Raw genomic sequence first — 25,207 nt, forward strand, 5'->3', positions numbered from 1 at the left:
GTAAGGATTCACACCAGTACACCAACAGGGCCAGTAAATTGAAATAATGAAATGACACAGTTTAAATTACACTCCCGTTTTATACCTAATTCTGATTTTTAAGACACCATAAAAAAGAGGGGCCGTGCCGCAGCAGGGTCCCTCTTTTGGCAAAGGCGTATCAGATGTTACTGTATTCTGGTCCAGGCCTGGGTTTTGCCAAGCAGCGAAATGCCGATATATCCCTTTACTTCCATCTTGTTTTTGCTCAGTATCTTCATGTAGCAGGAATAGGTTTTCCCGCTTTCAGGATCGTAAATGGTGCCGTCATCCCATTTGTTGTCTCCCTCGTATTCAAATCCTTTCATAAACACCATCCCCATCAACGGGCGGGTTTGCAGTTTTTGCACCGGGTTGTTCTCGTCTACTTTAGGCTTGCCGTTTCGGTTAGGGTCTTTCAGAGAAACGATTTTGCCGCACAGCTTGTCGCCGCACTGGTAAATCTCAAACTCAGCCTTTCCGTCCTGGTTGGTCCATACCCCGAGTGGAGACAAACTCTGAGACCAGGAATACGTGGCGAAAAGCATAAAGGCAACTAAAAATGAAATGCGCTTTCTCATGTTAGAAATGTTTGATTATAGTGTGCAACGAAATATACCAAAAAAATAGAAGTATAGCTAAAGTATCGGAATTATCGCTTTAGGAGCAAGAATAAAGCCAACGCGGTTCCTTGACACAAATAGGGAAGTTATATGCGCTATACGGGAGGCAGCACATGCATGAAACAGTGGTTTGCTGAGTATCAGCATGTTGCCATTAAGCGGGTTTTGCCTGGCAAATATCTAAAAATAATGTGCAAAACATTGTGAACTTTTAGCCGTTATTTTATCTTTACAAATACAGTAGCGAGTGCTACGGCTCTGATCCGACTGACCTGATATACTTTTATGGTCCGGGGCGAAGGGTTATGTTGGACTAATGAGAAAGGAGGTGCTGATGTCTAATCCCAAACGAGTGTTATCAAGCCTACGTAATAGTATTCACCTAAACCGTGAAGTGGCTTCGTAAACGGGATTTTGCTGTTTATGCAGCATGCAATTACATTGGTCTTCGGATGGTTTTCTGAAACACAGAAAGCTGCTTGGTAAGACTTTTTAGGATTCTGAAACACCTGATGTATCTTGACGGGCTACATCAGGTGTTTCTTTTTATACCCACTTCTGTCTGTTACAGGTCGTCTTTGTAAATAGAGTTATCGCGCATGCGGCGCTCTCTAATAAAAGTACCAATATAAAACGCGACTGCCACAAAGCAGCTTAGCCCCATCACTACCAGCAGTACATTTCTCCTGCTGAGGGTGAAAGTTGCCGGGTCGATGCGCCATACCACCAAAAAGCCCACGAGCAGGGTCAGGGCCGTTACTGTATGAAACACAAACCGATTGTGCTTGCGCAGGTGATAAGTACATGCCAGGAGCAAAAGCCCAAAAAGCGGTGCGATCAAAGCTGTGGGGGGCTTGGCCGGGTTGGCGAAATAACCAGTTAGGCCTGCGGCCAGCAGCACAAAGGCATTGATGCTGTTGATGATATAAGGATGTACCATGGCATTGAGTTTTGGGATAGTTAAACCTGCCAGCGGCAAGCCATGGTGATATGTACGTAAAAATCAGTAGGGGTTATATAGTAAACGACTAATTAAGAGATTTTCGCTACAGGATTCTTCTAACTTCTAAAAAGCGTAGATCGTAGCGTGTGCCCTCCACCTCGCTAACCTTTACCCCACCGTTTGAGGAGGCGTGTACAAACTGGATCGGCTCGCCTTTGCCGGAAATCACGATGCCAACATGCCCGGGCTCACGCACATCAGGGTTAGTGCCGGTAAATATCACCAGGTCTCCCGGCCTGGCCTCGTCCCGGGTAACACCCAAGCCCTCTTCGGCCTGCAATGCAGAGGAGTGGGGCACCGGAATCTCAAACTCAGCGAAAACATGCGTCACAAAACCGGAGCAGTCGAAGCCCTCTGGCGAGATACCCGCATACACGTAGGGGCTTCCCATCAGGCTCATGGCATAGTCAATTATCTTCTGATGCCTGCCTGTTTCCTTACCTGAGTTGTATGCCGCTGGCATTGTAGCGCGATCCTCTGGTGCGTGGTGCTGCGCTATTGCGGGAGAAATTTCTGTTATAGCCTTGCTGTTTGCTGTTTCTGGTTCCGGCAGGATAGCGCCTGGAGTGGCCCACAACATGGTGGCAAGCAGTAGGAGCGGGGCGCATACGTATATATAGGTCTTTTTCATAGTGGTTTCGTGTGGTGCGCTTTTTTGTATGGAAATACCGTGCCAACCTGATGGCAGCCCAGTCAGATTCTGAATATCATACATATGGGCAAGCGCATGGGGCAGGGGCAAGGGGCGAGGTTGCGAATTTTGAAAAGCACGGTATTTGTTGTAACATGCCAAAGCTTTTATCAATCATCCAAACCAATCACATGCTCAAACAAACACAATTCAAGCTAGCACTGCTACTCTTTCTTTTTCTAAGCCTCCGCGGCGCAGCCACGGCACTGGCGGCCGAACTGAAGTATACCCTGACGATGCCCGCGCCACACACACATTATTTTGAGGTGGAGGCCGAGCTTAGCGGCGCAAAGAAAAATCACATTGACTTCACGCTTCCGGTATGGGCGCCAGGCTCTTACCTGGTGCGCGAGTTCGCCAAAAACATCGAGGGATTTGAAGCCACGGACCAATCCGGTAAAACGCTGCGGTCCGAGAAAATTGACAAGAACACCTGGCGCGTGTACAGCAACAAAGCTGATCTGGTGCGTGCAAAGTACAGTGTATATGCTTACGAAATGAGCGTTCGCACCAGTTTTCTGGATGCGTCGCACGGGTACGTGAACGGCACCAGTGTTTTTATGTATCCAGAAGAATTCCAGAACACTGCCGGAACGCTGGTTGTGAAGCCCTATGCGGGATGGAGCAAGGTGTCGACGGGCTTAAAAAGCACGGGCGGCTTCAGTTACGCTTTTCCGAACTACGATATTCTGGCCGACTCTCCGTTGGAGATCGGAAACCATGAGGTATACACGTTTACCACAGCTGGCGTGCCTCACGATGTGGCGGTGTATGGCGAAGGCAACTTCGATCCGAAGCGCCTGATGGAGGACATGCAGAAAGTAACGCAGGAAGCCGTTGCCATTATCGGCGAGCTGCCCGTTGACCGGTATGTTTTTATCATCCACAACCTGAATAAAGGGGGCGGGGGCCTGGAGCACCTGAACTCTACCACCCTGCAGACATCGCGCTGGAACTATGGCACGGATTCAGGTTACAATGGCTTTCTTGCGCTTGTGGCGCATGAGTACTTCCACCTCTGGAACGTGAAACGGCTTCGTCCGCTGCCCCTGGGTCCATTCAACTATAACCAGGAAAGCTATACCGACCTGCTGTGGGTGTCAGAAGGCATCACGAGTTACTACGATGATTTGATTGTGCGTCGTGCTGGCTATACCTCGCCGCAGCGCTACCTCGATGTGGTATCCGGGAGCATCAACTCGGTCGAAAACACCCCAGGAAACAAGGTGCAGGCGGTGGCCGAGGCCAGTTTTGATGCCTGGATAAAATATTATCGCCGCACCGAGAATTCTAACAATGCGGAGGTGTCTTATTATACCAAAGGCGGCGTGCTGGGCCACCTGTTGAACATGGAGATTATGGAAGCCACCAAAGGCGACAAATCGCTGGATGATGTGATGCGCTACATGTATAACCGCTACTACAAGAAACTTGGCCGTGGCTTTGAGGAAGCAGAGTTTAAAGAGGCGCTGGAAAAAGTGTCGGGCCGCAACATGGACGCTTTCTTCAAAGATTTCGTGAACGGCACCAAAACTCCTGATTACAACAGCTATTTCGATGCCGCAGGCTTGCGCCTGGTAAATGTAAACGATGGTATAAATGCAGCGAGCTGGGGAGCCTCCACTGCCGTTTCGGATGGCAAGGTGCTGGTTCGGGGCGTTAACAGAGGAAGTAGCGCCTACGAGGGCGGGCTGAACGTGAACGATGAGATTGTGGCTATCAACGGGTACAGAGTCGGAAATGACTTGGACAGTTATGTGAGCAGTCTTCGTGTTGGCGAAACCGCCGAAGTGACGCTTGCCAGGGAAGGAAAGCTGCAGACGCTTCGTATCCCGATCCTGAAAGAGGAAAATGTGCGCTACAGATTCGAGCAAACACAAAACCCAACCGACTTGCAGCAAAAAATATATAAAAAGTGGTTGGCCCTAAATAATATTTAGGCGAAACAAAATTATTTTTCATCATTAAAGGACAGCGCCCGAAAAGCTCTTTAAGCTTTTCGGGCGCTGTCCTTTTTTCTTTTTGTGGATGCATTCAATTCTGAGAAAGTAAGTTTAGATGAATGCTAAACCAGTTTTCTATTCTCTTTCTAATTCCTGTAGCCGTCGTAAACAATGACGATGTTTTATAAGAAATATAGGAAATAAAAAGAAATAGTGCAATTAAGTAGAACCTTGGAATGCCTTAATATATTGTATATTGTGTTTAATATATTTGTTGTGATTTGCCGTATTCCTGCTTAACTTTCGGTGTTGAAAATGATTTAAATTCTAAAGATGATGGTGGTATTAGAAACGCCATACGTTAAAATATCATATTTATTTCAGGTCAATTGCCTTTCAGTCAGTTGGTTAATGCGGCCAACAGATGCGGTGTTTATTGAGGCGCATGTTGCCATTGTAGAGTTTTTATCCAAAAACTTCCCAGTGAAACTATATTGCACTGATCTGACTCTAGTTGGGGCCTTGACCAAGGACCAGGAGACGTGGCTGGCAACAGAATGCTACAATAAAACATACAATATCCTGAATGACGATTTTTATGTGGCGGTGGTATTCTCAGAAAATCATTTCAAGGCTGTCGTGTCAAATTATATGGTCCCATCTTCAGAGACGGCGGATGATTATGTTCACTTTAACTACTTCACTGATCAGGAAGAGGCGTTACACTGGCTTGAGAACATAAAAAAAGGCCAGGATTCGGCATTGTTTCCTTTTGCCACCTGACCTTTTATATGCAAACGTAAGTTACCTCAAGGGAAAATGCCCAAAGACTCGTAGCTAACGCCTATTTTCTCGATGGCCGTCAGGAAAGCCGCTGTCCGCAGATCCGGAATGGTTTTCTGCAGCATCACTTCCCGAATTTCGTGGTAGGCATTGATCATCGTGTCTTCCAGGCCCGATCTCACCAGGCCGATCTCATCTGCTCCCTGGGTCAGGAAAGCACGTTCACCTGCTGTCAGGCTTTTACCAGACGAACTCTCAATGGCGTTCACCAGTCGCAGGTAGCTCGCCTCTTCAGCGCGCTTGCCCATACGTCCGAAACGCACGTTTGAAAGGTTTTTGAGCCACTCAAAATAAGAAACCGTTACACCGCCGGCATTCAGGTATAAGTCCGGGATAATGATGATGCCCTTTCGCAGCAAAATTTCCTCTGCTTCGCGCGTCACAGGTCCGTTTGCACCCTCCGCAACGATCTTGGCTTTGATGTTACCCGCATTTCCGCTGTGGATCACATTCTCGAGGGCAGCCGGGATGAGGATATCACACTCCATCTCCAGCAAGTCTGTGGAGTTGTCGTAGTTTTTGCAGTCCTTGAAGTTAAGGATAGAGCCATTTTCACTTCGGTGCTTGAAAGCATCCTGCACGTCAATGCCGTTGGCATTGAATATACCTCCCTCACGCTCGGCTATGCCCACGATCACAGCCCCATCCTGCTGGCAGAAAGAAGCTGCATGATAGCCCACATTTCCAAGGCCCTGCACAATAATGCGCTTTCCCTGCATGCTTTGGCCATTAAATTTTTTGTCCTTGAGCAGCTCGGTGTCAGCCAGGGTTTCGCGAATGCCATAGTAAATGCCAAGGCCTGTGGCTTCTGCACGGCCGCGAATACCACCCTGCCCTACGGGCTTACCTGTTACACAGCCAAGCGCGCTCGTTTCGCCATACTTAAATGTCTGGTAAGTATCGGCAATCCAGGCCATTTCACGGCTACCAGTACCATAGTCAGGCGCGGGCACGTCAATACCCGGCCCAATCAGGTTCTTTTTGATCAGCTCGGTAGCATAGCGCCGGGTCACGCTCTCCAGCGTTTTTACGGAGCTGGTGCGGGGGTTGATCTTCACGCCGCCTTTGGCACCGCCAAACGGCACGTCCACTACGGCGCACTTGAAGGTCATGAGCGTGGCAAGGGCTTTCACCTCATCCTCGTCTACCTGCATGCTGTAGCGAATACCGCCTTTAGACGGAAGCTTGTGGTGGGAGTGTTGTACCCGAATGCCTTCAATCACTTCAATCTTCCCCTCAATCTCTACAGGGAAAGATACTTTGTAGACACTGTTGGGAGCCTTGATCTGTGCCAGTATGCCCGGGCTGAGTCTGGAAAAACTAGCAGCGTGGTCAAAAAACTGATGGACGCTTTCTAGAAATTTTTTCCCCTCATTAGGTTCATTTTCCATACGTGTGAGTAGTTTTTTTTGGTGGTCTTATGATGATTTATGAACGTTGATAGGCAAGATTTGTTCTTCTTGCCCTTTTTCCCAATGTATGCACTTTCACGCTGTTTTAAAAATAATACTTCGCTCATCTACAGGATCGTAGTATACTTTAGATTTCCCATTGCTTCAGCACTTAATCTCTCAAATCAAACTTTTACACAGCTCCATAAACTTCAATCCCAAGTTAGCAATGCCATGAAGAGGGTAGGTGAACCATACTGCTGAAAGATGTTACAACAAATCTTGATTAAGTGTTAGAGACACAACTATCGTTCGGCAAATGCGTATTGTTTGTATCATTACATTAAATAAAAGATATTTATAATTTACTTGTAAAATATAATTTTTAATCTGTATTTTACAATAGGTATAAGCTATAGAACCTTTCAGCTTGTCGTGGATCAGGGGAATTAAGTCAAATCCGGAATTATGCAGATGGTAATTGAAAACGAGGTAATGGCGGGTGTACCTGTCAACGTGAGCACTGTAACGGAAAATGCCTCAGGCTGTGAGGAACTTAGCTTCTCTTTTTTGGAAGAGCAGGAAATTCTGTTCGTTAACTGGACTGGCCTGGTACCTTCTAAAGAAATGCGCAAAGGCTATATACAGGTCCTGAAGCAAGTGCAGCACTACAAGGCAAGAAAGATTTTGCTGGACCTGAACAAAAGAAGCTTTATCGACAGCGAAGATCAACGGTGGGTGTTTAGCAGTGTTTTCCCGAAGATGCTGCGCAGTATTGGCGCGAATGTATTCGTGGCTATTGTGTTGCCGGTAGACTTGTTCCACGACCTTGTGGCGGAGCTAGAGGGAGATGAGTTGATACACAATAACCACTTTATGATCATTCAGCATTCGCTCTATAAGGAAGAGGCGCTGCGCTGGCTGAATAAAGTGCCATACAAATAAAAGATCATACGTACTTAAAAGCCGCAGCCCGGACCTAGGAATACTCCATCTGTCCGGGCTGCGGCTTTGTAGGTAAAGGGGGCTATTTAACGGCTAAAAGCTCAACGTCAAACACCAGTGTGGCGTTTGGCCCAATCGCTTCGCCTGCTCCCTGAGCCCCATACGCCAGGTTAGAGGGTATAAACAGTCTCCACTTAGCGCCTTCCTTCATGAGTTGCAAAGCCTCTGTCCAGCCGGCAATCACGCCGTTTACAGGGAACGTTGCTGGCTCGTTGCGGGCATAGCTTGAGTCGAACACCGTACCATCGATCAGCGTGCCATGATAATGGGTGGTTACCGTGTCGTTTTTAGACGGAGACTTGCCGGAGCCTTCCTCGATCACCTGATACTGAAGGCCACTGTCCAGGGTGGTTACGCCTTCTCTTTTCTTGTTCTCTGCAAGAAACGCCTCGCCTACCTGCTGGTTTTCAGATCCGGCGGCATTCTGTTTCTGGGCCATTTCCTGCTGCAGGGCCATCATGGCCTGTTGCACCTCTTCCTGCGACAGCGAGGAAGGAGTGCCCTCCTGTACCTCTTTCATGCCTTTTATAAAAGGGTCTACATCGATGGTGATGCCTTGCTTGGCTAGGTTATTTGCCATGTCGCGGCCAATAATGTAGCTGATTTTCTCTTTCAAATCCATAGTGTTTGTTTTTGCACGCGTGGTGCTTTCAAAAATAAATATACCGCTAGGGGAGGGCAAAGTTACACTTCTCTGCTTTTAGCTGCAAACTGCGCGGCAGCATACTAGGGTTCCGGCAGTTGTATATATACTATCACAGCGTCGGGCTGTACCTCACCTTTACCTGGCTGGCAGTGCCCATAACTTCCGCACTGATTTAGTTTTATGGCCCAATCATACATAGCAAAGCCGCGCTCCTTCTGACAGAAGCGCGGCTTTGTTTATTTCTACGAATTGACAGTAACAGATGAACGCGGATGCGCTACTGCGGCTGTTAGATTTTTTAGGATAGCTTTTACCAGATGCCTGAATGGTCAGACGAGGCTGGGAACTGCGTTTTACAGGTATAAGGGAAAATCTTCTTCCGCGCCATCTGAATGAACGTGGGCTGGCTGCAGCAAGGACTTAACGAGTAGACTGATGGTGGTACCGATCAGGAAGAAGGAAGACAGAGTCGTAATGCTTTTCATATGCCAGAGTTTTATACTTGTGAAACGCTATTTTTGCATAGTAACGCAGCCATATAGTATAAAGTTCTCATCTTATGTTACAAAACTGTAAATAATTAGTGCGCACTCACTTATTTGATAACATGCAGTTAATGTAAGCTGAATTTACGCCAAAAATGAGGTGTTTCGCTTAGGTGTAGTCCTCCGAATCCTCATCCGAAGTGTCGATGTCTAACGTAACATTATCGAAGCATTCGGACATGTATACACAGGTTACTATACCCACCACTAAAATTGAAACACCCAGGACAACTAACGGCGAAAGGGAAGATCTAGACATAGCTTGCAGATTAGTAGTATATTATCTCGTCCATACGGATAGTTGGCCGCTATTGTTAGGCAAGGGAAATGGCATTCAACGAGTTAAAACAGCAAGCGCCAGGTAGTTATACCTGGCGCTTGCTGTTGATTCAAAGGATATGATTTTACTACATATTCCGGCGGTACTGCCCACCAACTTCAAATAGGGCATTTGTGATCTGACCCAGCGAGCAGAATTTCACGGTCTCCATCAGCTCCTCGAATATATTCCCGTTCTGGACCGCAACCTGCTGGATGCGCTTCAGCATGGCGGCACACTTATCGCGGTTTTGTTCCTGCAGGGCATGCACCATGTTGATCTGGTACAACTTCTCCTCCTCGGTTGCCCGGATTACCTCTTTCGGAAGCACAGTGGGCGAGCCAGTGGAAGACAGAAACGTGTTCACGCCAATGATCGGATACTCGCCGGTATGTTTTAAGGTTTCGTAGTACAGGCTCTCTTCCTGAATCTTGCCGCGCTGGTACATGGTCTCCATGGCGCCCAGCACGCCGCCGCGCTCCGTGATGCGGTCGAACTCAATCAGCACGGCCTGTTCCACCAAATCGGTCAGTTCTTCAATAATGAAGGAGCCTTGCAGCGGGTTCTCGTTCTTGGCCAAGCCAAGTTCGCGGTTGATGATCAGCTGGATGGCCATTGCCCGACGCACCGATGCCTCGGTAGGCGTGGTGATCGCCTCGTCGTAGGCGTTGGTGTGGAGCGAATTGCAGTTGTCGTATATGGCGTAGAGCGCCTGCAGGGTGGTGCGGATGTCGTTGAAGTCGATTTCCTGCGCATGCAACGACCGGCCTGATGTCTGGATATGGTACTTGAGCATCTGAGAACGGGCGTCAGCGCCATACTTCAGCTTCATGGCCTTGGCCCAGATTTTACGCGCCACACGGCCTATCACCGCATACTCCGGATCTATGCCGTTGGAAAAGAAGAAGCTCAGGTTCGGCGCAAACTTGTTGATGTCCATGCCCCGGCTCACGTAGTACTCTACAAACGTGAAGCCGTTCGCCAGCGTGAAGGCCAGCTGCGAGATGGGGTTGGCGCCCGCCTCGGCGATGTGATACCCAGAGATAGACACCGAGTAGAAGTTGCGCACGTTTTTGTCAATGAAGTACTGCTGCACGTCACCCATCAGGCGGAGCGAGAATTCCGTGGAGAAGATGCACGTGTTCTGCGCTTGGTCTTCTTTCAGAATATCGGCCTGCACAGTACCACGGACAGCTGCGAGTGTACGGGTTTTGATTGGCTCGTATACCTCCGCAGGCAATACCTGGTCGCCAGTCACGCCGAGAAGCATCAAGCCTAACCCATCGTTACCCTCTGGCAACGGGCCCTGGTAGCTTGGGCGAGTTATACCCTTTTCTTTATAGATCGCGTCGATTTTCTGGTTGATCTCATCTTCCAGCCCATTCTCTTTAATATAAAGCTCACACTGCTGATCGATGGCGGCGTTCATGAAGAAGCCGGTCAGGATGGCGGCGGGCCCGTTGATGGTCATGGACACGGATGTCTTCGGGTCGGCGAGGTGGAAGCCAGAGTACAGTTTCTTGGCATCATCGAGGCAGCAGATGCTCACGCCTGAGTTGCCGATCTTGCCATATATGTCCGGGCGGTGGTCCGGGTCCTCGCCATAGAGCGTCACAGAGTCGAAGGCCGTGGAAAGCCGCTTGGCGGGCAAGCCCAGGCTCACATAATGGAAACGGCGATTGGTGCGCTCCGGTCCGCCCTCGCCGGCAAACATGCGGGTAGGGTCTTCGCCCTCGCGCTTGAATGGGAACACACCCGCTGTGTAAGGAAACTCGCCCGGCACGTTCTCCTGCAGGTTCCACTTCAGCAAATCGCCCCACGCCTCATACCGCGGCGTAACCACCTTCGGTATCTGCAGTTGCGAAAGGGAGGTCGTGTGTGTCTGAATCTTTAGTTCCTTGTCGCGGACCTTGAACACGTAGAACTCATTCTTATACGCCTGTACTTTGTCTTTCCAGTTCTCCAGAATCTTCTTGTTCTGGCCATCCAGGTTCAGTTCCACTTCGGTATAGGTCTGCTTGAGTTGCTTCACCAGCCGGTCCTTGTCCTCCACGTTTATACCCTGCACCGCCTCAATAGACTTCCGGATACCGTATAGCTTTTGGGCGATTTCCGCCTGATCCCTGCTCCACTTGTCGTAGCTGCGGATGGTCTCGGCTATCTCGGAGAGGTAACGCGTGCGGGCAGGGGGGATGATGTATACTTTCTCAGACATCTCCTTCGAGGCGCTCAGGCTGGAGGCAAAGTCCATACCCGTTTTCTCTGAGACTTTTGCCATGATGGCACGGTACAGCTGGTTCATGCCCGGGTCGTTAAACTGCGAGGCAATTGTCCCGAATACCGGTATAGCATCGTCGGCTGTGTCCCAGAGCTGGTGGTTGCGCTTATACTGCTTTTTCACATCGCGCAGGGCGTCCAGGGCACCGCGCTTGTCAAACTTGTTCAGGGCAATCACGTCGGCAAAGTCCAGCATGTCGATTTTCTCGAGCTGGGTGGCGGCGCCGTATTCGGGTGTCATCACATACAGGCTGGTGTCAGAATGCTCGATGATCTCGGTGTCGGACTGGCCTATGCCGGATGTTTCCAGGATGATCAGGTCAAAGTCGGCTGCCTTCACTATGTCCACGGCGTCCTGCACATACTTGCTCAGGGCCAGGTTGCTCTGGCGGGTGGCCAGCGAGCGCATGTATACCCGATCGTTGGCGATGGAGTTCATACGGATTCTGTCGCCGAGCAAGGCACCGCCTGTTTTGCGCTTCGACGGGTCCACGGAGATGATGGCGATTTTCCTCTCCGGGAAGTCAATCAGGAAGCGGCGCACCAGCTCGTCCACCAAAGACGATTTACCAGCCCCGCCCGTGCCGGTTATACCCAACACTGGCGTTTTCACGTCCTTCGCCTGCTTCCGTACCTCATTCAGTATCGCGCGCGCCTCTTCCGGGAAGTTTTCGGCAGCCGATATGAGTCGGGCGATGTCCTGTGGGTTTTTGTCTTTCAGGTGGGTATACTCGCCGTTCAGGTTCTTCCCGGTCGGGAAGTCGCACTGCTGCAGCATGTCGTTGATCATACCCTGCAGGCCCATGGCGCGGCCATCGTCGGGGGAGTAGATGCGGGCAATGCCATACCCCTGCAGTTCCTCGATTTCGCTGGGCAGAATCACGCCGCCACCGCCACCGAACAGGCGGATGTTCCCGCTGCCGCGCTCCTGCAGCAGGTCATGCATGTATTTGAAATACTCGATGTGCCCGCCCTGGTACGAGGTAATGGCAATTGCCTGTGCATCTTCCTGAATGGCGCAGTCCACAATTTCCTGCACCGAACGGTTGTGGCCCAGGTGAATCACCTCGGCGCCTGAGGCTTGAATGATACGGCGCATGATGTTGATGGCAGCATCGTGGCCGTCAAACAAAGAGGCTGCTGTCACGATACGGATGTGGTTGACAGGCTTATATGGTTCTACAGTGGTGTAAGTCATACTTGCGTAACAGTGTTTTTTCGAATTTGATGCGAAGATAATCAATTCTGGCAGAGAATCCCGCAGTCGGGCACAAGGCAAGTGAGTACGTACCTATCCTGCAAACACGCAAATTGGGTATGGAAACGGCAAATCGGGAAGGAGAAGCAAGCGCGGTCTTACCCCAGGCCAGCCTCCCGGGCCAGTGTCACGAGGTCAGCCACATTCCTGGTTCCGAGCTTTTTCTGGATGTTCTTGCGGTGGGTGCTCACGGTGTTCGCGCTGATAAAGAGCGCCTCCGCGATGCGGTTGGTGCTCATACCCCGGCAGATGAGTTGGAGCACCTCAATCTCCCTTTTCCGCAGGCTTTTGATGAGCAGCTTGTTCTTGATCCGGAGGTTTTCCTTCAGCGCCTCCGTCAGTTGGCTATCGGTGTTCATCTGCTGGCTCATGTCCACGTCCACACAAATAATCTGCCGGGTGCTGCCATCCGGGTGAAGGGCGAAGGGTTTGGACCAGCCCATATACCATACATAAGTGCTGGCGTGTTTGTGCCTCGCCCTGAAAATGCCGCCAAACTGCGGGCTGGGCGAGTGGTGGTAGTGGTCGATGCTGTCCTCCGGAATGTTGAGGTCCTCGGGGTGCACTATTTCCTGGAAGTAGTGCATACCGCCCATTTGCAGGATATCGTCCAGGGTATACCCCAGGGTCTCCTCGTTGGTTTTGTTGCACCAGACCACGCCTTTCTCCAGGTCAGAGATATAAATGTTTGCAGGCACCTCGTGTACTACTTTTTCCAGAAAGGCGCATTTTTCTTTCAGAATATCCAGTTCCTGCCGTAGGGCGGCCAGGCTGTGAGTGGCAGTTTCAGTTTCCTTGTTTGTGATCATCTGTGGTAGTTGTGCGTAATGGTGGCCTTGTCTTTTATACTATAAACAAGATAAATAAAAAATATTATAAATAAAATGCTAACCGGGTCCGAGGCAGCAGGAAACGGAGAAACAAACTTTATGGTGCAAGCGATATAGATTTGCTGGCATAGCCGAAGCATATCACGTTTTTGACAGGAATATTCTTAACTTTGTTCTCGTATTTAGATTATATGAAGAACATTCGAAACTTTTGCATCATCGCCCATATCGACCATGGAAAAAGCACTCTGGCAGACCGTCTGCTGGAATTTACCTCTACCGTGGCAGAGCGTGAAATGCAAAACCAGCTGTTGGATAACATGGACCTGGAGCGTGAGCGTGGCATCACGATCAAGAGCCACGCCATCCAGATGGATTACCATTACAAAGGCGAGGAATATGTGCTTAACCTGATCGACACGCCTGGTCACGTAGACTTTTCCTATGAAGTTTCCCGCTCCATTGCCGCCTGCGAGGGTGCCTTGCTGATCGTGGACTCTTCGCAGGGTATAGAGGCGCAGACCATTTCCAACTTATACCTCGCCATCGGCAACGATCTGGAGATCATCCCGGTGCTCAACAAGATCGACCTGCCGCACGCCATGCCCGAGGAAGTATCGGACCAGATCATTGAACTGATCGGTTGTGAGCGGGAGGATATCATCCATGCCTCCGGTAAGTCCGGTATAGGTATAGAAGAGATCCTGGCTGCCATCTGCGATCGTATACCGGCCCCGAAGGGAGACCCGGAAGCGCCATTGCAGGCCCTGATCTTTGACTCTGTTTTCAACTCTTACAGAGGCATCGAAGTATACTTCCGTATTTTCAATGGCACCCTGAAGAAGGGCGAGAAGGTGAAATTCATTAACACGGGCAAAACCTATGAGGCCGACGAGATCGGGGTATTGAAGCTGAACCAGGAATCCAAGAAAGTAATGGGTGCCGGAAATGTGGGCTACCTGATCTCGGGCATCAAAAATGCCAAAGAGGTGAAAGTGGGGGATACTATTACGCACGTGGATCGTCCGGCTAAAGGCATACAGGGCTTTGAGGATGTGAAGCCGATGGTTTTCGCGGGTATATACCCGGTGGAAACGAGCGAGTACGAAGAGCTGCGCACCTCTATGGAGAAACTGCAACTCAACGACGCCTCCCTGGTATGGGAGCCGGAGACATCCGCTGCCCTGGGCTTCGGTTTCCGTTGCGGCTTCCTGGGGATGCTGCACATGGAGATTGTACAGGAACGCCTGGAGCGTGAGTTCGACATGACCGTGATCACCACCGTGCCTTCTGTTCAGTTCCACGCCTTCGATACAAAAAACAACCTGCTAAAAGTGAATGCTCCGTCCGAAATGCCGGATCCGAGCTTTATCAGCCATATCGAAGAGCCTTTTATCAAGGCGCAGATCATATCAAAGTCTGATTATGTGGGGCCGATCATTACGCTCTGCATGGACAAGCGCGGCATCCTGAAAAACCAGACCTACCTGACCAGCGACAGGGTGGAGCTTTCTTTTGAGATGCCTTTGGCCGAAATCGTGTTCGACTTCTTCGACAAGTTGAAGACCATTTCACGCGGTTACGCGTCCCTGGACTATGAACTGATCGGTTTCCGGCAAGCCAACATGGTAAAGCTGGATATTATGCTGAACGGCGAGAAGGTGGATGCCCTGAGCGCCATCGTGCACCGCGACAAGGCATATGATTGGGGCAAGCGCCTCTGCGAGAAGCTTCGTGAGTTGCTGCCGCGCCAGATGTTCGAGATTGCCATACAAGCCGCCATCGGGCAAAAGATCATCTCCCGCGAAACCGTGAAAGCGATGCGCAAAAACGTACTGGCCAAGTGTTATGGCGGTGACATCTCGCGTAAGCGTAAACTACTCGAAAAACAGAAAAAAGGTAAGAAACGCATGCGCCAGGTGGGCAACGTGGAAATTCCGCAGGAAGCCTTCTTAGCCGTGTTAAAACTCGACTAAACACCTCAAGCCCTGATACGCCACCGCGTGTCGGGGCTTGTAGGTTATGCTAGTGGCTTTTTGAATTTGATTGTTTTACGGTCTTCAGAAATTGAGTCAATGAATTACCTGGAAAGAATAACCATTAACCCGTAGATATGCCACGGAAAACCATGTGTAAGAGGCATGCGCTGGCCCGTGGAAGTGGTGCTTGATTTGTTAAGTTCGGATATGACGAAAGAGGAAATTCTGGAAGATCACCTGGAGCTTGAAAAAGAAGATTTTGTCGCTTGTCTGAATTTCGCAAAAATGCTTTTATCCGTGAGTTGTAGTGCATTTAACGAACCGAACTTATGACAAGAGACGAAGCCCAAAATGCTTGGGAAAAGATAGTTGATACTGGATTTACCGGTTATGAAAAATTGACTCGTGAACAACGAGTATGGTTTAATATAGAACCTTTAACAACTGAAGGATTATGGGACCATTATATGAATCACGGAGCGGACAAAAATGCTGATACTATTGCGGATTTAGAATATCTGAATTTTAATTCTGTAGCGAATCAATTACGTGAATTCAATAAAACCTATTTCCCAAATGGAGTTCCTGAAGGACCAGATGCTCGACAAGACGAGCTTGACAAGTTTGATGAAGACCAACTTGAAGGCGATATTGAGAAAATGGACGATAAATTTTGGGAAATATCAGATGAATTAGAAAAAACTCTTTTGGAACACATAATTACACTGGAATTGGAAAATAAAAACGCACTACAACAATGTATAACCGCAATTACGGCGGATTCGACTACTTCCGAATCCACTCGGAATTGCTAAGGCTACTGCTTAAGCGAAAATCATTAACATAAAACCTGTAGCTGACGGCTATACGAGACCGATCTCTGCAGGAACTTGCGTAATGAAAGTACTCTGTGACGTCCATATACCGCTTCGGCTCGTTAAATTCCTGCAACTGCATGGCGTGGAGGCGTATCACGTGAATAACATATTGGATAGTTTTTATACCTCAGATGGCGCTGTGGCCACGTATGCTGACAAGCATCAGTTAATTGAAATCACGAAGGATGTGGATTTCAGAAACGCTTATTTCTTAAGCAAATCACCACAAAGGTTAATCAGGGTTTGTCTGGGCAATATGGCGACAAAAGAACTGAATGCTATTTTTGAAAAGTACCTGGAGCTACTCAAAAAATCATACCATACTACTGCTAGATTTTATATCGAAATAAGCCGTGAAAACGCGCTAGTTATTAATTCATAATTCTACATAAAAAGAATAAGCCAACACATGACCCTGCTCGACGGTAAAAAAACATCTGAAGCCATACAACAAGAAATAGCTGCCGAAGTGGCTGAACTGAAAGCCGGTGGCGCACGAGCGCCGCACTTGGCCGCCATACTGGTCGGCAACGACGGCGGCTCCGTTACTTATGTGAACAACAAGGTGCTGGCCTGCGAGCGTGTGGGCTTTGCGTCGTCATTGTTTCATTACGAAGACACCATCACGGAGGCAGAACTGCTGAACAAAATAGAAGCGCTGAACCAGGACGATGCCATTGATGGCTTTATCGTGCAGTTGCCGCTCCCGAAGCACATCGACCCGGAGAAGGTGCTGGAGGCAATCGATCCGCAGAAAGACGTGGACGGTTTTCACCCGATGAACGTTGGCCGTATGGTGGCGGGCTTGCCAGCTTACCTGCCTGCCACGCCTGCCGGTATCCTGCAGTTGCTGGAGCGATACAAGATCGAGACGAGCGGTAAGCATTGTGTCGTGATTGGCCGCAGCAACATTGTGGGATCGCCGATGAGCATCCTGATGGCAAAAAGCGCCTATCCAGGAAACTGCACTGTAACCATCTGTCACAGCCGCACCGTGGACCTGCCGTCTTATACCCGTCAGGCCGATATCATCATCGCAGCCATCGGCAAGCCAGAGTTCGTAACAGCGGATATGGTGAAAGAGGGTGTTGTGGTGATTGACGTAGGCACCACCCGCGTGCCGGATGCCTCTCGCAAGTCAGGCTTCCGTCTGAAAGGTGATGTTAACTTTGACGAGGTGGCCCCTAAAAGCAGTTTCATCACCCCGGTGCCAGGCGGCGTTGGCCCGCTCACCATTGCCATGCTGCTGAAAAATACCTTAAAAGCTGCCAAGAAAGAGGTATACGCTTAGTTTTTGGACACACGTAGAAAGACGTAAGACACAAGACCATTATAAAAAGAACCCCGCAGTTGCTATACCTGCGGGGTTCTTTGCTTTATAAGGATTGGCTTCTGGTTGTGAAATCCCTTACTTTTAGCGCCTCCGAAGTGGATAATCTCCACTTCTTGCGGATGCCCCTCCTCGAAGGGGCAGGGGTGGGTTGTTTTTTACTTTTCCCGGATCAGCAAGCCTAAGTGCGCAAAATCTGTATGATTGCGGAATACAATTAAACGACAAGCTAATGCGCACCTACATTCACGATATCGGCAAACACACCGGCGGCGGTTACTTCTGCACCTGCTCCTGGGCCTTTAACCACCATCGGCCGCTCGGAATACCGGTCAGTGGTGAAGGAAATGATGTTATCGCTGCCGGAGAGGGTATAGAACGGGTGACTTTCGTCTACCATTTGCAGGGAGATGGTAGCTTTGCCTTCATCCAGCGTGCCAATATAGCGGAGCGCCTTTCCGCTGCTTGCTGCATCCTGCTTTAGCGCTTCGAAATAATCCTCCGCTGCTTTGAGTTCGGTATAAAACTCGGCCACTGAAGCTGCCTGCAAGCACGATGGCGGCAGGATATTGTCGATCTGCACATCCTTCGCCTCCAATGGATACCCGGCATCACGGGCCAGAATCAGCATTTTGCGCATGAAGTCCATTCCGCTGAGGTCGTCGCGCGGGTCTGGCTCAGTATACCCTTTATCCTGGGCCATCTTCACCACGTCATGGAAAGAGGCATCGCCTTTAAAGTTGTTGAAGATAAAGGAGATGGTTCCGGAAAGTATCGCCTCAATGCGCTGCACACGGTCCCCGCTCATCATCAGGTCCTTCAGCGTACGGACAATCGGCAGACCGGCACCAACATTGGTTTCGTAATAGAAGTCTACGCCATGCAGGAACGCTGTGTCTTTAAATAGTTTATACTGCTGATAATCAGATGAATTGCCTATCTTGTTGCAAGTGACAATAGAGATGTTGGATTGAAACACTTCCTCATAAAAATGAATAGGGGCGGGGCTTGCCGTGTTGTCGGCCAGCACACAGTTGGGCAGGTTCAGCTGCTTCATCCGCTGCACAAAGTCTCCCAGGTTTGCTGGCTCCCCATGCGTTTCCAGCGCCTCCTTCCAGTTGTTGAGCGGGAGTCCGTCTGCGTCAAAAACCATTTGGCGGCTGTTGCTGATGCCTACCACTTTTACCTGTATGCCGTTGTGCTGTTGCAAAAAGGTCTGATGCTCCAGCAACTGCCGGATCAGCGTCGTGCTGATGTTTCCGGTGCCAAGGCAAAAGAGGTGCAGCGTCTTCTTCAGTTCAGTGAAGAAGGCGTCGTGGACGGTGTTCAGGGCTTTGGGCAGATCGTGACGCGAGATGATCACCGAGATGTTATACTCCGACGAGCCCTGCGCAATGGCGCGCACGTTCACACCGTTTCTGCCCAGGGCATGAAACAGCTTGCCGGAAATGCCGGGCGTCTCCTTCATGTTCTCGCCTACTATGGCCATCACGGCCAGGTCATGCTCTATCTCGGGCATTTCTAGTTTCTCGGCCTGCAGTTCCAGTTCAAACTCCTGCTCGATCAGCCTTTTCGCTTTCAGGGCATCGGCGGGATGTATGGCAAAGGTGATGCTGTGCTCGGAGGAAGCCTGCGTGATCAGGATCACGTTGATCTGCTCCCGCGACAATAGCGAAAACAGCCTGCCGCTATAGCCTGCCTTGCCCACCATGCCGCTGCCCTGCAGGTTGATGATGCTGGTCTCGTTGATAGAGGAGATACCTTTGATGGAAGAGCCGGAATTCTGGTTGTTGTGGCGGATGACTGTGCCCGCAAAGCCAGGGTTCCGTATGTTCCGGATCACGATCGGTATGCGTTTCAGGAAAGCCGGCGTCATGGACGGTGGATAGATTACACGGGCACCGAAGTAGGAGAGTTCCATGGCCTCGGTATAGGAAAGCTCCGTCAGGGGGATCGCTTTCTTCACCATCTTGGGGTCGGCCGTCATCATGCCGTTCACATCCGTCCAGATCTGTATCTCCGCGCTGTTCAGGGCCGAGGCGATCAGGGCCGCCGTGTAGTCGCTTCCGCCGCGCCCCAGGGTGGTCAGTTGCCCCTGCTCGTCGCTGGAGATGAATCCGGTCACGAAAAGCAAATGGTTTTTATGCTCCGCATAAAAACTCTGGAGCAGGTGATTGGTTACCTCGGTCTGCACGCGGGCGTGGCCAAAGCTGCTGTCTGTTTTGATAAGCGGCGAAGCGTCTACAAACAGGGCCTCCGGGAAACGCTGCGACGCCGCCGCGCTCACCAGAAACGTGGCGCAGCGCTCGCCATAACTCAGCACCAGGTCTTTGGTTTTGGGCGTGAGCTCACGCAACGAAGAAACTCCCTGCAGCAGGCCTTCCAAATCTCTGAAGTATTCCTTTAGCTGGCTAATAACAGGTTGCAGGTTCTCTTTCTGTAGGAGTCCGCGGGCCACTTCCAGGTGCTGCTGCTCCAGTTCCTCCAGATAATGGAGGTAATTTTTGCCATCGGCGGCAATAGCCGCCGTGCTTGCCAGCAAGTTGGTCACGCCACTCATGGCGGATAACACAACGACGGGCTTCTCTTTTTTTGATTCTTCGGCAAGTATATCTAATAACGTGAGAACATTTTTAACAGAGCCGACAGTTGTTCCCCCGAATTTCAGGACCTTCATAGAATTTGATTTGTGCTGGTATATGCGGGCAAGTTTCGCTTTGCGTGCCGCGCGTCTTTCCTTTGTTACTTATAAGGTATGCCCAAGGCTTTTTGCAATGTATGGGTGCCCAGGGCCACAGCCTGTACCGGTTTAAGGTTACACTCAGGATGCGGTAAACAGTTTGTGCTGTTCATGCAGGAGCGCAGCCAGTTCCGAAAACTCATTTCCGATCCTTCTCGCTTGCTTGGGCCGGTTCAGGAACGCCTGTAGCTGCTCCGGCAACGGAGTGTCCGTGCTCAGGATCTCGTCGATGGTTTGCTTGAACTTGGCGGGATGCGCTGTTTCCAGGAAAATACCCGATGTGCCCAAATCAGGCAGTTGCCGCAGCAGGCTGCTGTAAGCGATGGCCCCGTGCGGGTCGAGAAGGTAATCATCGTCTTGCTGCACCTGCCGAATGGTTTCCCTGATCTGTTCGTCTTCCATCCAGAACCCTTTGATGACCTCCTTCAGGGCCTGGTAATCCTGATTAAAGATTTCCTGAATGCGCGGGAAGTTGTTCGGGCTACCCACGTCCATGGCATTCGCGATGGTTGCCACAGAAGGGGCGGGGGTATAGTCGCCAGACTCGAGATAGGCCGGCACTACTTTGTTCAGGTTGGTGGCCGCGATGAAAAATTTCACGGGCAGGCCCATCTTCCGGGCCAGCACGCCTGCCGCCAGGTTACCGAAGTTTCCGCTGGGCACGGCAAACGTCACTTCCGCGTCAGCGTCAGGCTGCAGCTTGCGCCACTGCCCCCAGGCATGGAAATAGTAGACCATCTGCGGCAGCCAACGCGCCACGTTGATAGAGTTGGCGGACGAGAGTTGCATTTCCTTGGAAAGCTCCGGGTCAGAGAAGGCCTGCTTCACCAAATGCTGGCAGTCGTCGAAGGTGCCCGCCACAGCCACGGCATGTATGTTCTGCCCCAGCGTGGTGAACTGCATCTCCTGAATCTCACTCACGCCGCCCTCGGGGTATAAAATCACCACCTCAATGTTGTCAACGCCCAGAAAACCGTTGGCCACGGCGCTTCCCGTGTCGCCTGATGTGGCGACCAGCACCGTCACCGGCTTGTCAGGCTCTGCAAAAGCCTGCAGGCACCTGGACATAAACCGGGCACCCACGTCTTTGAAGGCGCAGGTTGGGCCATGGAACAGCTCAAGGCTATAGATATCTTTCTTTACTTCAACCAGCGGAATCGGAAACGTGAACACCTCCTCGCAAATATCCTTCAGCGCCTCCGGGGTGATGTCCGGAACGGTATAGGGCTGCAGCACCTCAAAGGCAATCTGCGGCAGCGTCATGTCTGGCAGCGCCTCCAAAAAAGCAGCCGACAGGGTGGGGATGTGCTGGGGGAAGAAAAGGCCTTTATCGTGGGGCAAGCCTTTCACAACCGCCTCCTTAAAACTCATTTCCGGTGACTGGCGGTTGGTGCTGTAATACTTCATGATTGTGCGTGTAAGGTTGGTTGCTGGATAACGCGTGCCCCTTGCTCAGGCACTTGCGACACATAGGCATGCAAGTCGATGCCGCTGGATAAATAGACTTCCTCGATGGCTTTCCTCACTTTAAGGGCATCCTGCTCGGTGGCCGACAGGGCAAAGATCGAAGGACCCGAACCGGAAATGCCCGCTCCCAGGGCCCCGGCTTCGAGGGCAGCCTGTTTGGCCTGCTTGAACAGCGGGATGAGGAAGGCGCGTTCCGGCTCAAAAATCTCATCGTGGAGGCTGCGCCCGATCAGGGCATAGTCGCCTTTGAGCAGCCCGGCCATCAGGGCGGCCAGGTTGCCCCACTGCCGGATGCCTTTCTGCAGCGGGATGTCTTTTTTGAGGATGCTGCGGGCCAGCGAGGTCTTTAGCTCTACCTGCGGATGGGCCACGGTGCAATACAACTCGACAGGCACTCCCAGCGGAATCACATCCAGCGGGTCGTAGCTGCGCACCAGCACAAAGCCTCCCAACAGCGAGGGCGCCACGTTGTCGGCGTGGGCAGAGCCGGAAGCCAGCCGCTCACCTTCCATGGCGTACAGTACCAGCTCTTCGGTGGAAAAGGGGTGCCCGAGCAGCTCATTCACGGCGAAAGCGGCGGCGGCCGAACTGGCGGCACTGCTGCCCAAGCCACTGCCTACCGGCATACCTTTGTGCAGCTGCATCTCTATACCGAAGGATAAGTTCAGGTCTGCAAGCATTTTCTGGGCCACCACCCCGATCACGTTCTGGTCCGGGTGGTGGGAGAGGCCGCTGACACCCCTGATCTCGGAGATCTCGATGCCGGGTTTAGCTGTTTTGCGCACCCATACCTCATCGCCGGGCTGCTCCAGGGCAAAGCCCAGCACATCGAAGCCGCAGCAGACGTTGGCCACGGTGGCGGGTGCAAATACTTTTATATAGTCCAATGCATTCATGTATAAACTGCTTATGCCAGTGCTTTGGCAGATTTTTCTGTTTTTGCTAAAAAGAAGCTGTCGTGCAGCAGGTTTACCGCCGCTACCGAGTCGTTTCCGCTGATTACCAGCGAGATGTTGCGCTCGGTGGCACCCTGAGCGATGGCTCTGATGTTGATCTTGTGGTCGCCGAGGATGGAGAACATGGTGCCCGCGATGCCCGGCTGCTGGATCATCCCGTTCCCGACGATGGCCACGATGCTCATGTGCTGCTCCAGGTTCACGGGGTCTACCTCACCTGCGGCGATATGGTATTCAAACTCGCGCGTCAGGGCCTCCAGGGCCGCCGGGCCCTCGGTGTCTGCCAGGGCGATGGTGATGCTTTGCTCAGACGACGACTGCGTGATAAAGTAGATGTTGATGTTGCGGGTGGCCACGGCCTTGAACATGCGCATCGCGATGCCCGGCACGCCCACCATACCGCTTCCGCTCAGCGTGATCAGGGCGATGTTGTCGATACAGGAAACCCCTTTGATGATGTTTGGCCCCGGTGCGGGTGTGGCGGTGATCAGCGTGCCCTGGTGCGCGGGGTTAAACGTGTTCTTCAGCATCAGCGGAATGTTCGCGCTCACCAGCGGGGCAATGGTGGGCGGGTACAGTACCTTCGCGCCAAAGTAAGCCAGCTCCATCGCCTCCTTGTAACTAAGCTCCTTTATAGAGTGTGCCGCCTTCACCTTGCGCGGGTCGGCGGTATACATGCCATCCACATCCGACCATACCTCCAGCCGCTCCGCACCCAGTGCCGCCGCGTAAATAGAGGCGCTGTAGTCGGAGCCGCCACGGCCGAGCACGGAGGTTTTACCGGTCTCCGTCTGGGCGATAAAACCGGGCGCAACCACCAGGGCCGCATCCGGCATCTGCTCCTTGATGCGGGCGTAGGTCTTGCGCTGGTCTACTTTCGCGTTTAAATAATTACTGTCGGTGATGATATAGCTTCTGCTGTCTATCAGTGTGTTAGTGAGCCCCTGGTGCTGAAATCCCACAGACACGATGGCGGAGGAGAGCAGCTCGCCGTACGACATGATGCGGGCCTTGATGCTGTCGCTCAACTCGTCGAGCAGCATCACGCCCTGGCACATGTCCTCCAACTCGCGGAGCAACAGCTTCACCCGTCCCTTCACCTCAATCTGGCTGCTGAAAGGTACCAGCAGGTCAATCGCCTCCATGTGCTTCGTCTCCAATTGCTGAATCACCTCGTGGTAGGAGGCGTCCTGCCGCGCCGCTTTCTGGAAGCAGGAGATCAGCATGTCCGTAACGCCCGACATGGCCGATACCACCACCACCATCTGGTGCGGATAATTCTTTTCTTTTAAGACAGCGGCTATTTGCTGTATAGCTGCCGCGTTGGACACAGAGGTGCCGCCAAATTTTAAAACCAGCATGAGGATGTATAAAATGCCTGATATAAGAAAAATTGCCTAACAGAAGGCCTAAACCGCAAGTGTTGCGATATTAGAGAAGGGACGATATATGCAGTAGAACCCCCAAAGGGGTAATAATTGTAGCCGTGAAGAAAGCAGAAAAAAAAGGCGCAGTTCTCCCGTTCTTCAGAGAAGGCACCATGCGGTTCGATATGTTTTTTGCGCTGTTCATTGCTTACGATGCTACAAAGTACTACCTGTTTTATAGAATTGCTAATTTTTGTAAATTTTTATTGTGAAACAAGTAAAGGTGGAGATGGCGGCCGGGGCGGCACGGAACGTTAAAGTGCGTGCTGAATGTTGCTTTTTTAGCTAAATTGCGCATTCTGCAAACGGGAGTGCGCTTCTGTTTGCCAGCAAAACAAAAACAGGCCTGTAGGGTGGTATACCCGTGGCCGCAACACATTGATCTTGGAAATTACGAAAGCATATAAATCCGCCTCCATCCACACCGTGCCCAAAGACGGCAGCGAGCTCCCTTTGATGGAGGCTTTCTATACCATACAGGGCGAGGGTGCCAACACTGGCACCGCCGCTTACTTTATACGCCTAGGCGGCTGCGACGTGGGCTGCCACTGGTGCGACGTGAAGGAATCGTGGGATGCGGAACTGCACCCGCTCACGCAAGTGGAGGAAATCGTGGAAATGGCCACGGCCTTTCCGGGCAAGGCCGTGGTGATTACCGGCGGGGAACCGCTGCTCTACAACATGCAACCCTTGACGGCGCAACTGCAGCAGCGGGGCATCAAAACCATGATCGAAACCTCCGGTGCCTATCCGCTGAGCGGAAACTGGGACTGGGTCTGCCTCTCGCCTAAAAAGTTTAAAGCGCCCGACGCCTCCGTGTATCCTTTTGCACATGAGCTGAAAGTCATTATCTTTAACAAAAGTGACTTTGCGTGGGCCGAAGAGCACGCGGCGCTTGTAGGCGACGACTGTCTGCTATACCTACAGCCCGAGTGGAGCAAGGCCGACGCCATCATGCCGCTGATCGTGGAATTTGTGAAGCTCCACCCGAAGTGGCGCGTCTCGCTGCAGACGCACAAGTATATGGATATCCCTTAA

At 51.3% G+C, this 25,207-nt stretch carries 21 protein-coding genes; 9 read left to right on the top strand and 12 right to left on the bottom strand.

What is annotated here, in order from left to right; translation table 11 throughout:
• Nucleotides 1-167: 167 nt before the first annotated feature.
• From MKJ04_RS21255 to MKJ04_RS21265, 3 genes are all read right to left on the bottom strand, one after another.
• Complete coding sequence (locus tag MKJ04_RS21255) at nucleotides 168-599, bottom strand: DUF2147 domain-containing protein (RefSeq protein WP_241643976.1); 432 nt, start codon at nucleotides 597-599, stop codon at nucleotides 168-170.
• 607 nt (nucleotides 600-1,206) lie between these two features.
• Entirely contained in the window at nucleotides 1,207-1,581 is a 375-nt protein-coding gene (locus tag MKJ04_RS21260; RefSeq protein WP_241643977.1) for a hypothetical protein, read from the bottom strand.
• Between the two features lie 106 nt (nucleotides 1,582-1,687).
• A complete protein-coding gene (locus MKJ04_RS21265; RefSeq protein ID WP_241643978.1) occupies nucleotides 1,688-2,275 on the bottom strand; it encodes a C40 family peptidase in 588 nt (195 codons plus the stop codon).
• 191 nt (nucleotides 2,276-2,466) lie between these two features.
• Between MKJ04_RS21265 and MKJ04_RS21270 the strand changes: the two genes are divergently transcribed.
• Nucleotides 2,467-4,275, top strand: a complete 1,809-nt coding sequence (locus MKJ04_RS21270) for a M61 family metallopeptidase (protein ID WP_241643979.1) — start codon at nucleotides 2,467-2,469, stop codon at nucleotides 4,273-4,275.
• Nucleotides 4,276-4,611: 336 nt separating this feature from the next.
• Complete coding sequence (locus tag MKJ04_RS21275; protein ID WP_241643980.1) at nucleotides 4,612-5,061, top strand: hypothetical protein; 450 nt, start codon at nucleotides 4,612-4,614, stop codon at nucleotides 5,059-5,061.
• A 26-nt stretch (nucleotides 5,062-5,087) separates the two neighbouring features.
• Here the strand turns inward: MKJ04_RS21275 and MKJ04_RS21280 are convergent, their stop codons facing one another.
• A complete protein-coding gene (locus MKJ04_RS21280) occupies nucleotides 5,088-6,512 on the bottom strand; it encodes a Glu/Leu/Phe/Val family dehydrogenase (protein ID WP_241643982.1) in 1,425 nt (474 codons plus the stop codon).
• Between the two features lie 474 nt (nucleotides 6,513-6,986).
• On the opposite strand from MKJ04_RS21280, the gene MKJ04_RS21285 reads away from it, so the two are divergent.
• Nucleotides 6,987-7,457, top strand: a complete 471-nt coding sequence (locus MKJ04_RS21285; protein ID WP_241643984.1) for a hypothetical protein — start codon at nucleotides 6,987-6,989, stop codon at nucleotides 7,455-7,457.
• Nucleotides 7,458-7,539: 82 nt separating this feature from the next.
• Here MKJ04_RS21285 and MKJ04_RS21290 read toward each other — a convergent pair whose 3' ends face one another.
• The 4 genes from MKJ04_RS21290 to MKJ04_RS21305 form a co-directional block, all read right to left on the bottom strand.
• Entirely contained in the window at nucleotides 7,540-8,139 is a 600-nt protein-coding gene (locus tag MKJ04_RS21290; protein WP_241643986.1) for an FKBP-type peptidyl-prolyl cis-trans isomerase, read from the bottom strand.
• Between the two features lie 678 nt (nucleotides 8,140-8,817).
• Complete coding sequence (locus MKJ04_RS21295) at nucleotides 8,818-8,967, bottom strand: hypothetical protein (protein WP_241643988.1); 150 nt, start codon at nucleotides 8,965-8,967, stop codon at nucleotides 8,818-8,820.
• A gap of 148 nt (nucleotides 8,968-9,115) precedes the next feature.
• Nucleotides 9,116-12,502, bottom strand: a complete 3,387-nt coding sequence (locus tag MKJ04_RS21300; protein ID WP_241643991.1) for a methylmalonyl-CoA mutase family protein — start codon at nucleotides 12,500-12,502, stop codon at nucleotides 9,116-9,118.
• 158 nt (nucleotides 12,503-12,660) lie between these two features.
• A complete protein-coding gene (locus MKJ04_RS21305) occupies nucleotides 12,661-13,371 on the bottom strand; it encodes a LuxR C-terminal-related transcriptional regulator (protein WP_241643993.1) in 711 nt (236 codons plus the stop codon).
• A gap of 212 nt (nucleotides 13,372-13,583) precedes the next feature.
• On the opposite strand from MKJ04_RS21305, the gene lepA reads away from it, so the two are divergent.
• From lepA to folD, 5 genes are all read left to right on the top strand, one after another.
• Nucleotides 13,584-15,368, top strand: coding sequence for a translation elongation factor 4 (gene lepA / locus MKJ04_RS21310; RefSeq protein ID WP_241643995.1), 1,785 nt, complete (start codon nucleotides 13,584-13,586; stop codon nucleotides 15,366-15,368).
• 135 nt (nucleotides 15,369-15,503) lie between these two features.
• Nucleotides 15,504-15,704 (top strand): DUF433 domain-containing protein, encoded by a 201-nt coding sequence (locus tag MKJ04_RS21315; RefSeq protein WP_241644028.1) that lies wholly within the window; start codon nucleotides 15,504-15,506, stop codon nucleotides 15,702-15,704.
• On the top strand, nucleotides 15,701-16,186 hold the full coding sequence (locus MKJ04_RS21320; RefSeq protein ID WP_241643997.1) for a DUF4375 domain-containing protein: 486 nt from the start codon (nucleotides 15,701-15,703) through the stop codon (nucleotides 16,184-16,186). Before MKJ04_RS21315 ends, MKJ04_RS21320 begins: the two co-directional genes overlap by 4 nt.
• A gap of 82 nt (nucleotides 16,187-16,268) precedes the next feature.
• A complete protein-coding gene (locus MKJ04_RS21325) occupies nucleotides 16,269-16,631 on the top strand; it encodes a DUF5615 family PIN-like protein (protein ID WP_241643999.1) in 363 nt (120 codons plus the stop codon).
• 27 nt (nucleotides 16,632-16,658) lie between these two features.
• Entirely contained in the window at nucleotides 16,659-17,540 is an 882-nt protein-coding gene (gene folD / locus MKJ04_RS21330) for a bifunctional methylenetetrahydrofolate dehydrogenase/methenyltetrahydrofolate cyclohydrolase FolD (RefSeq protein WP_241644001.1), read from the top strand.
• Between the two features lie 268 nt (nucleotides 17,541-17,808).
• Here folD and thrA read toward each other — a convergent pair whose 3' ends face one another.
• From thrA to MKJ04_RS21350, 4 genes are all read right to left on the bottom strand, one after another.
• Nucleotides 17,809-20,256 carry a bifunctional aspartate kinase/homoserine dehydrogenase I gene (thrA, locus tag MKJ04_RS21335; RefSeq protein ID WP_241644003.1) on the bottom strand — a complete coding sequence of 816 codons (2,448 nt, stop codon included), beginning with the start codon at nucleotides 20,254-20,256 and terminating at the stop codon, nucleotides 17,809-17,811.
• A gap of 144 nt (nucleotides 20,257-20,400) precedes the next feature.
• On the bottom strand, nucleotides 20,401-21,726 hold the full coding sequence (gene thrC, locus MKJ04_RS21340; RefSeq protein ID WP_241644005.1) for a threonine synthase: 1,326 nt from the start codon (nucleotides 21,724-21,726) through the stop codon (nucleotides 20,401-20,403).
• On the bottom strand, nucleotides 21,723-22,682 hold the full coding sequence (locus tag MKJ04_RS21345; protein WP_241644007.1) for a homoserine kinase: 960 nt from the start codon (nucleotides 22,680-22,682) through the stop codon (nucleotides 21,723-21,725). Before MKJ04_RS21345 ends, thrC begins: the two co-directional genes overlap by 4 nt.
• A gap of 11 nt (nucleotides 22,683-22,693) precedes the next feature.
• Nucleotides 22,694-24,103: an aspartate kinase gene (locus tag MKJ04_RS21350; protein ID WP_241644009.1), complete on the bottom strand. Its 1,410-nt coding sequence runs from the start codon at nucleotides 24,101-24,103 to the stop codon at nucleotides 22,694-22,696.
• A 450-nt stretch (nucleotides 24,104-24,553) separates the two neighbouring features.
• Here MKJ04_RS21350 and MKJ04_RS21355 point away from each other — a divergent pair, with 450 nt between their 5' ends.
• Nucleotides 24,554-25,207 carry a 7-carboxy-7-deazaguanine synthase QueE gene (locus MKJ04_RS21355; protein ID WP_241644011.1) on the top strand — a complete coding sequence of 218 codons (654 nt, stop codon included), beginning with the start codon at nucleotides 24,554-24,556 and terminating at the stop codon, nucleotides 25,205-25,207.

This window comes from Pontibacter sp. E15-1, from assembly GCF_022601975.1.
Lineage (GTDB): Bacteria > Bacteroidota > Bacteroidia > Cytophagales > Hymenobacteraceae > Pontibacter.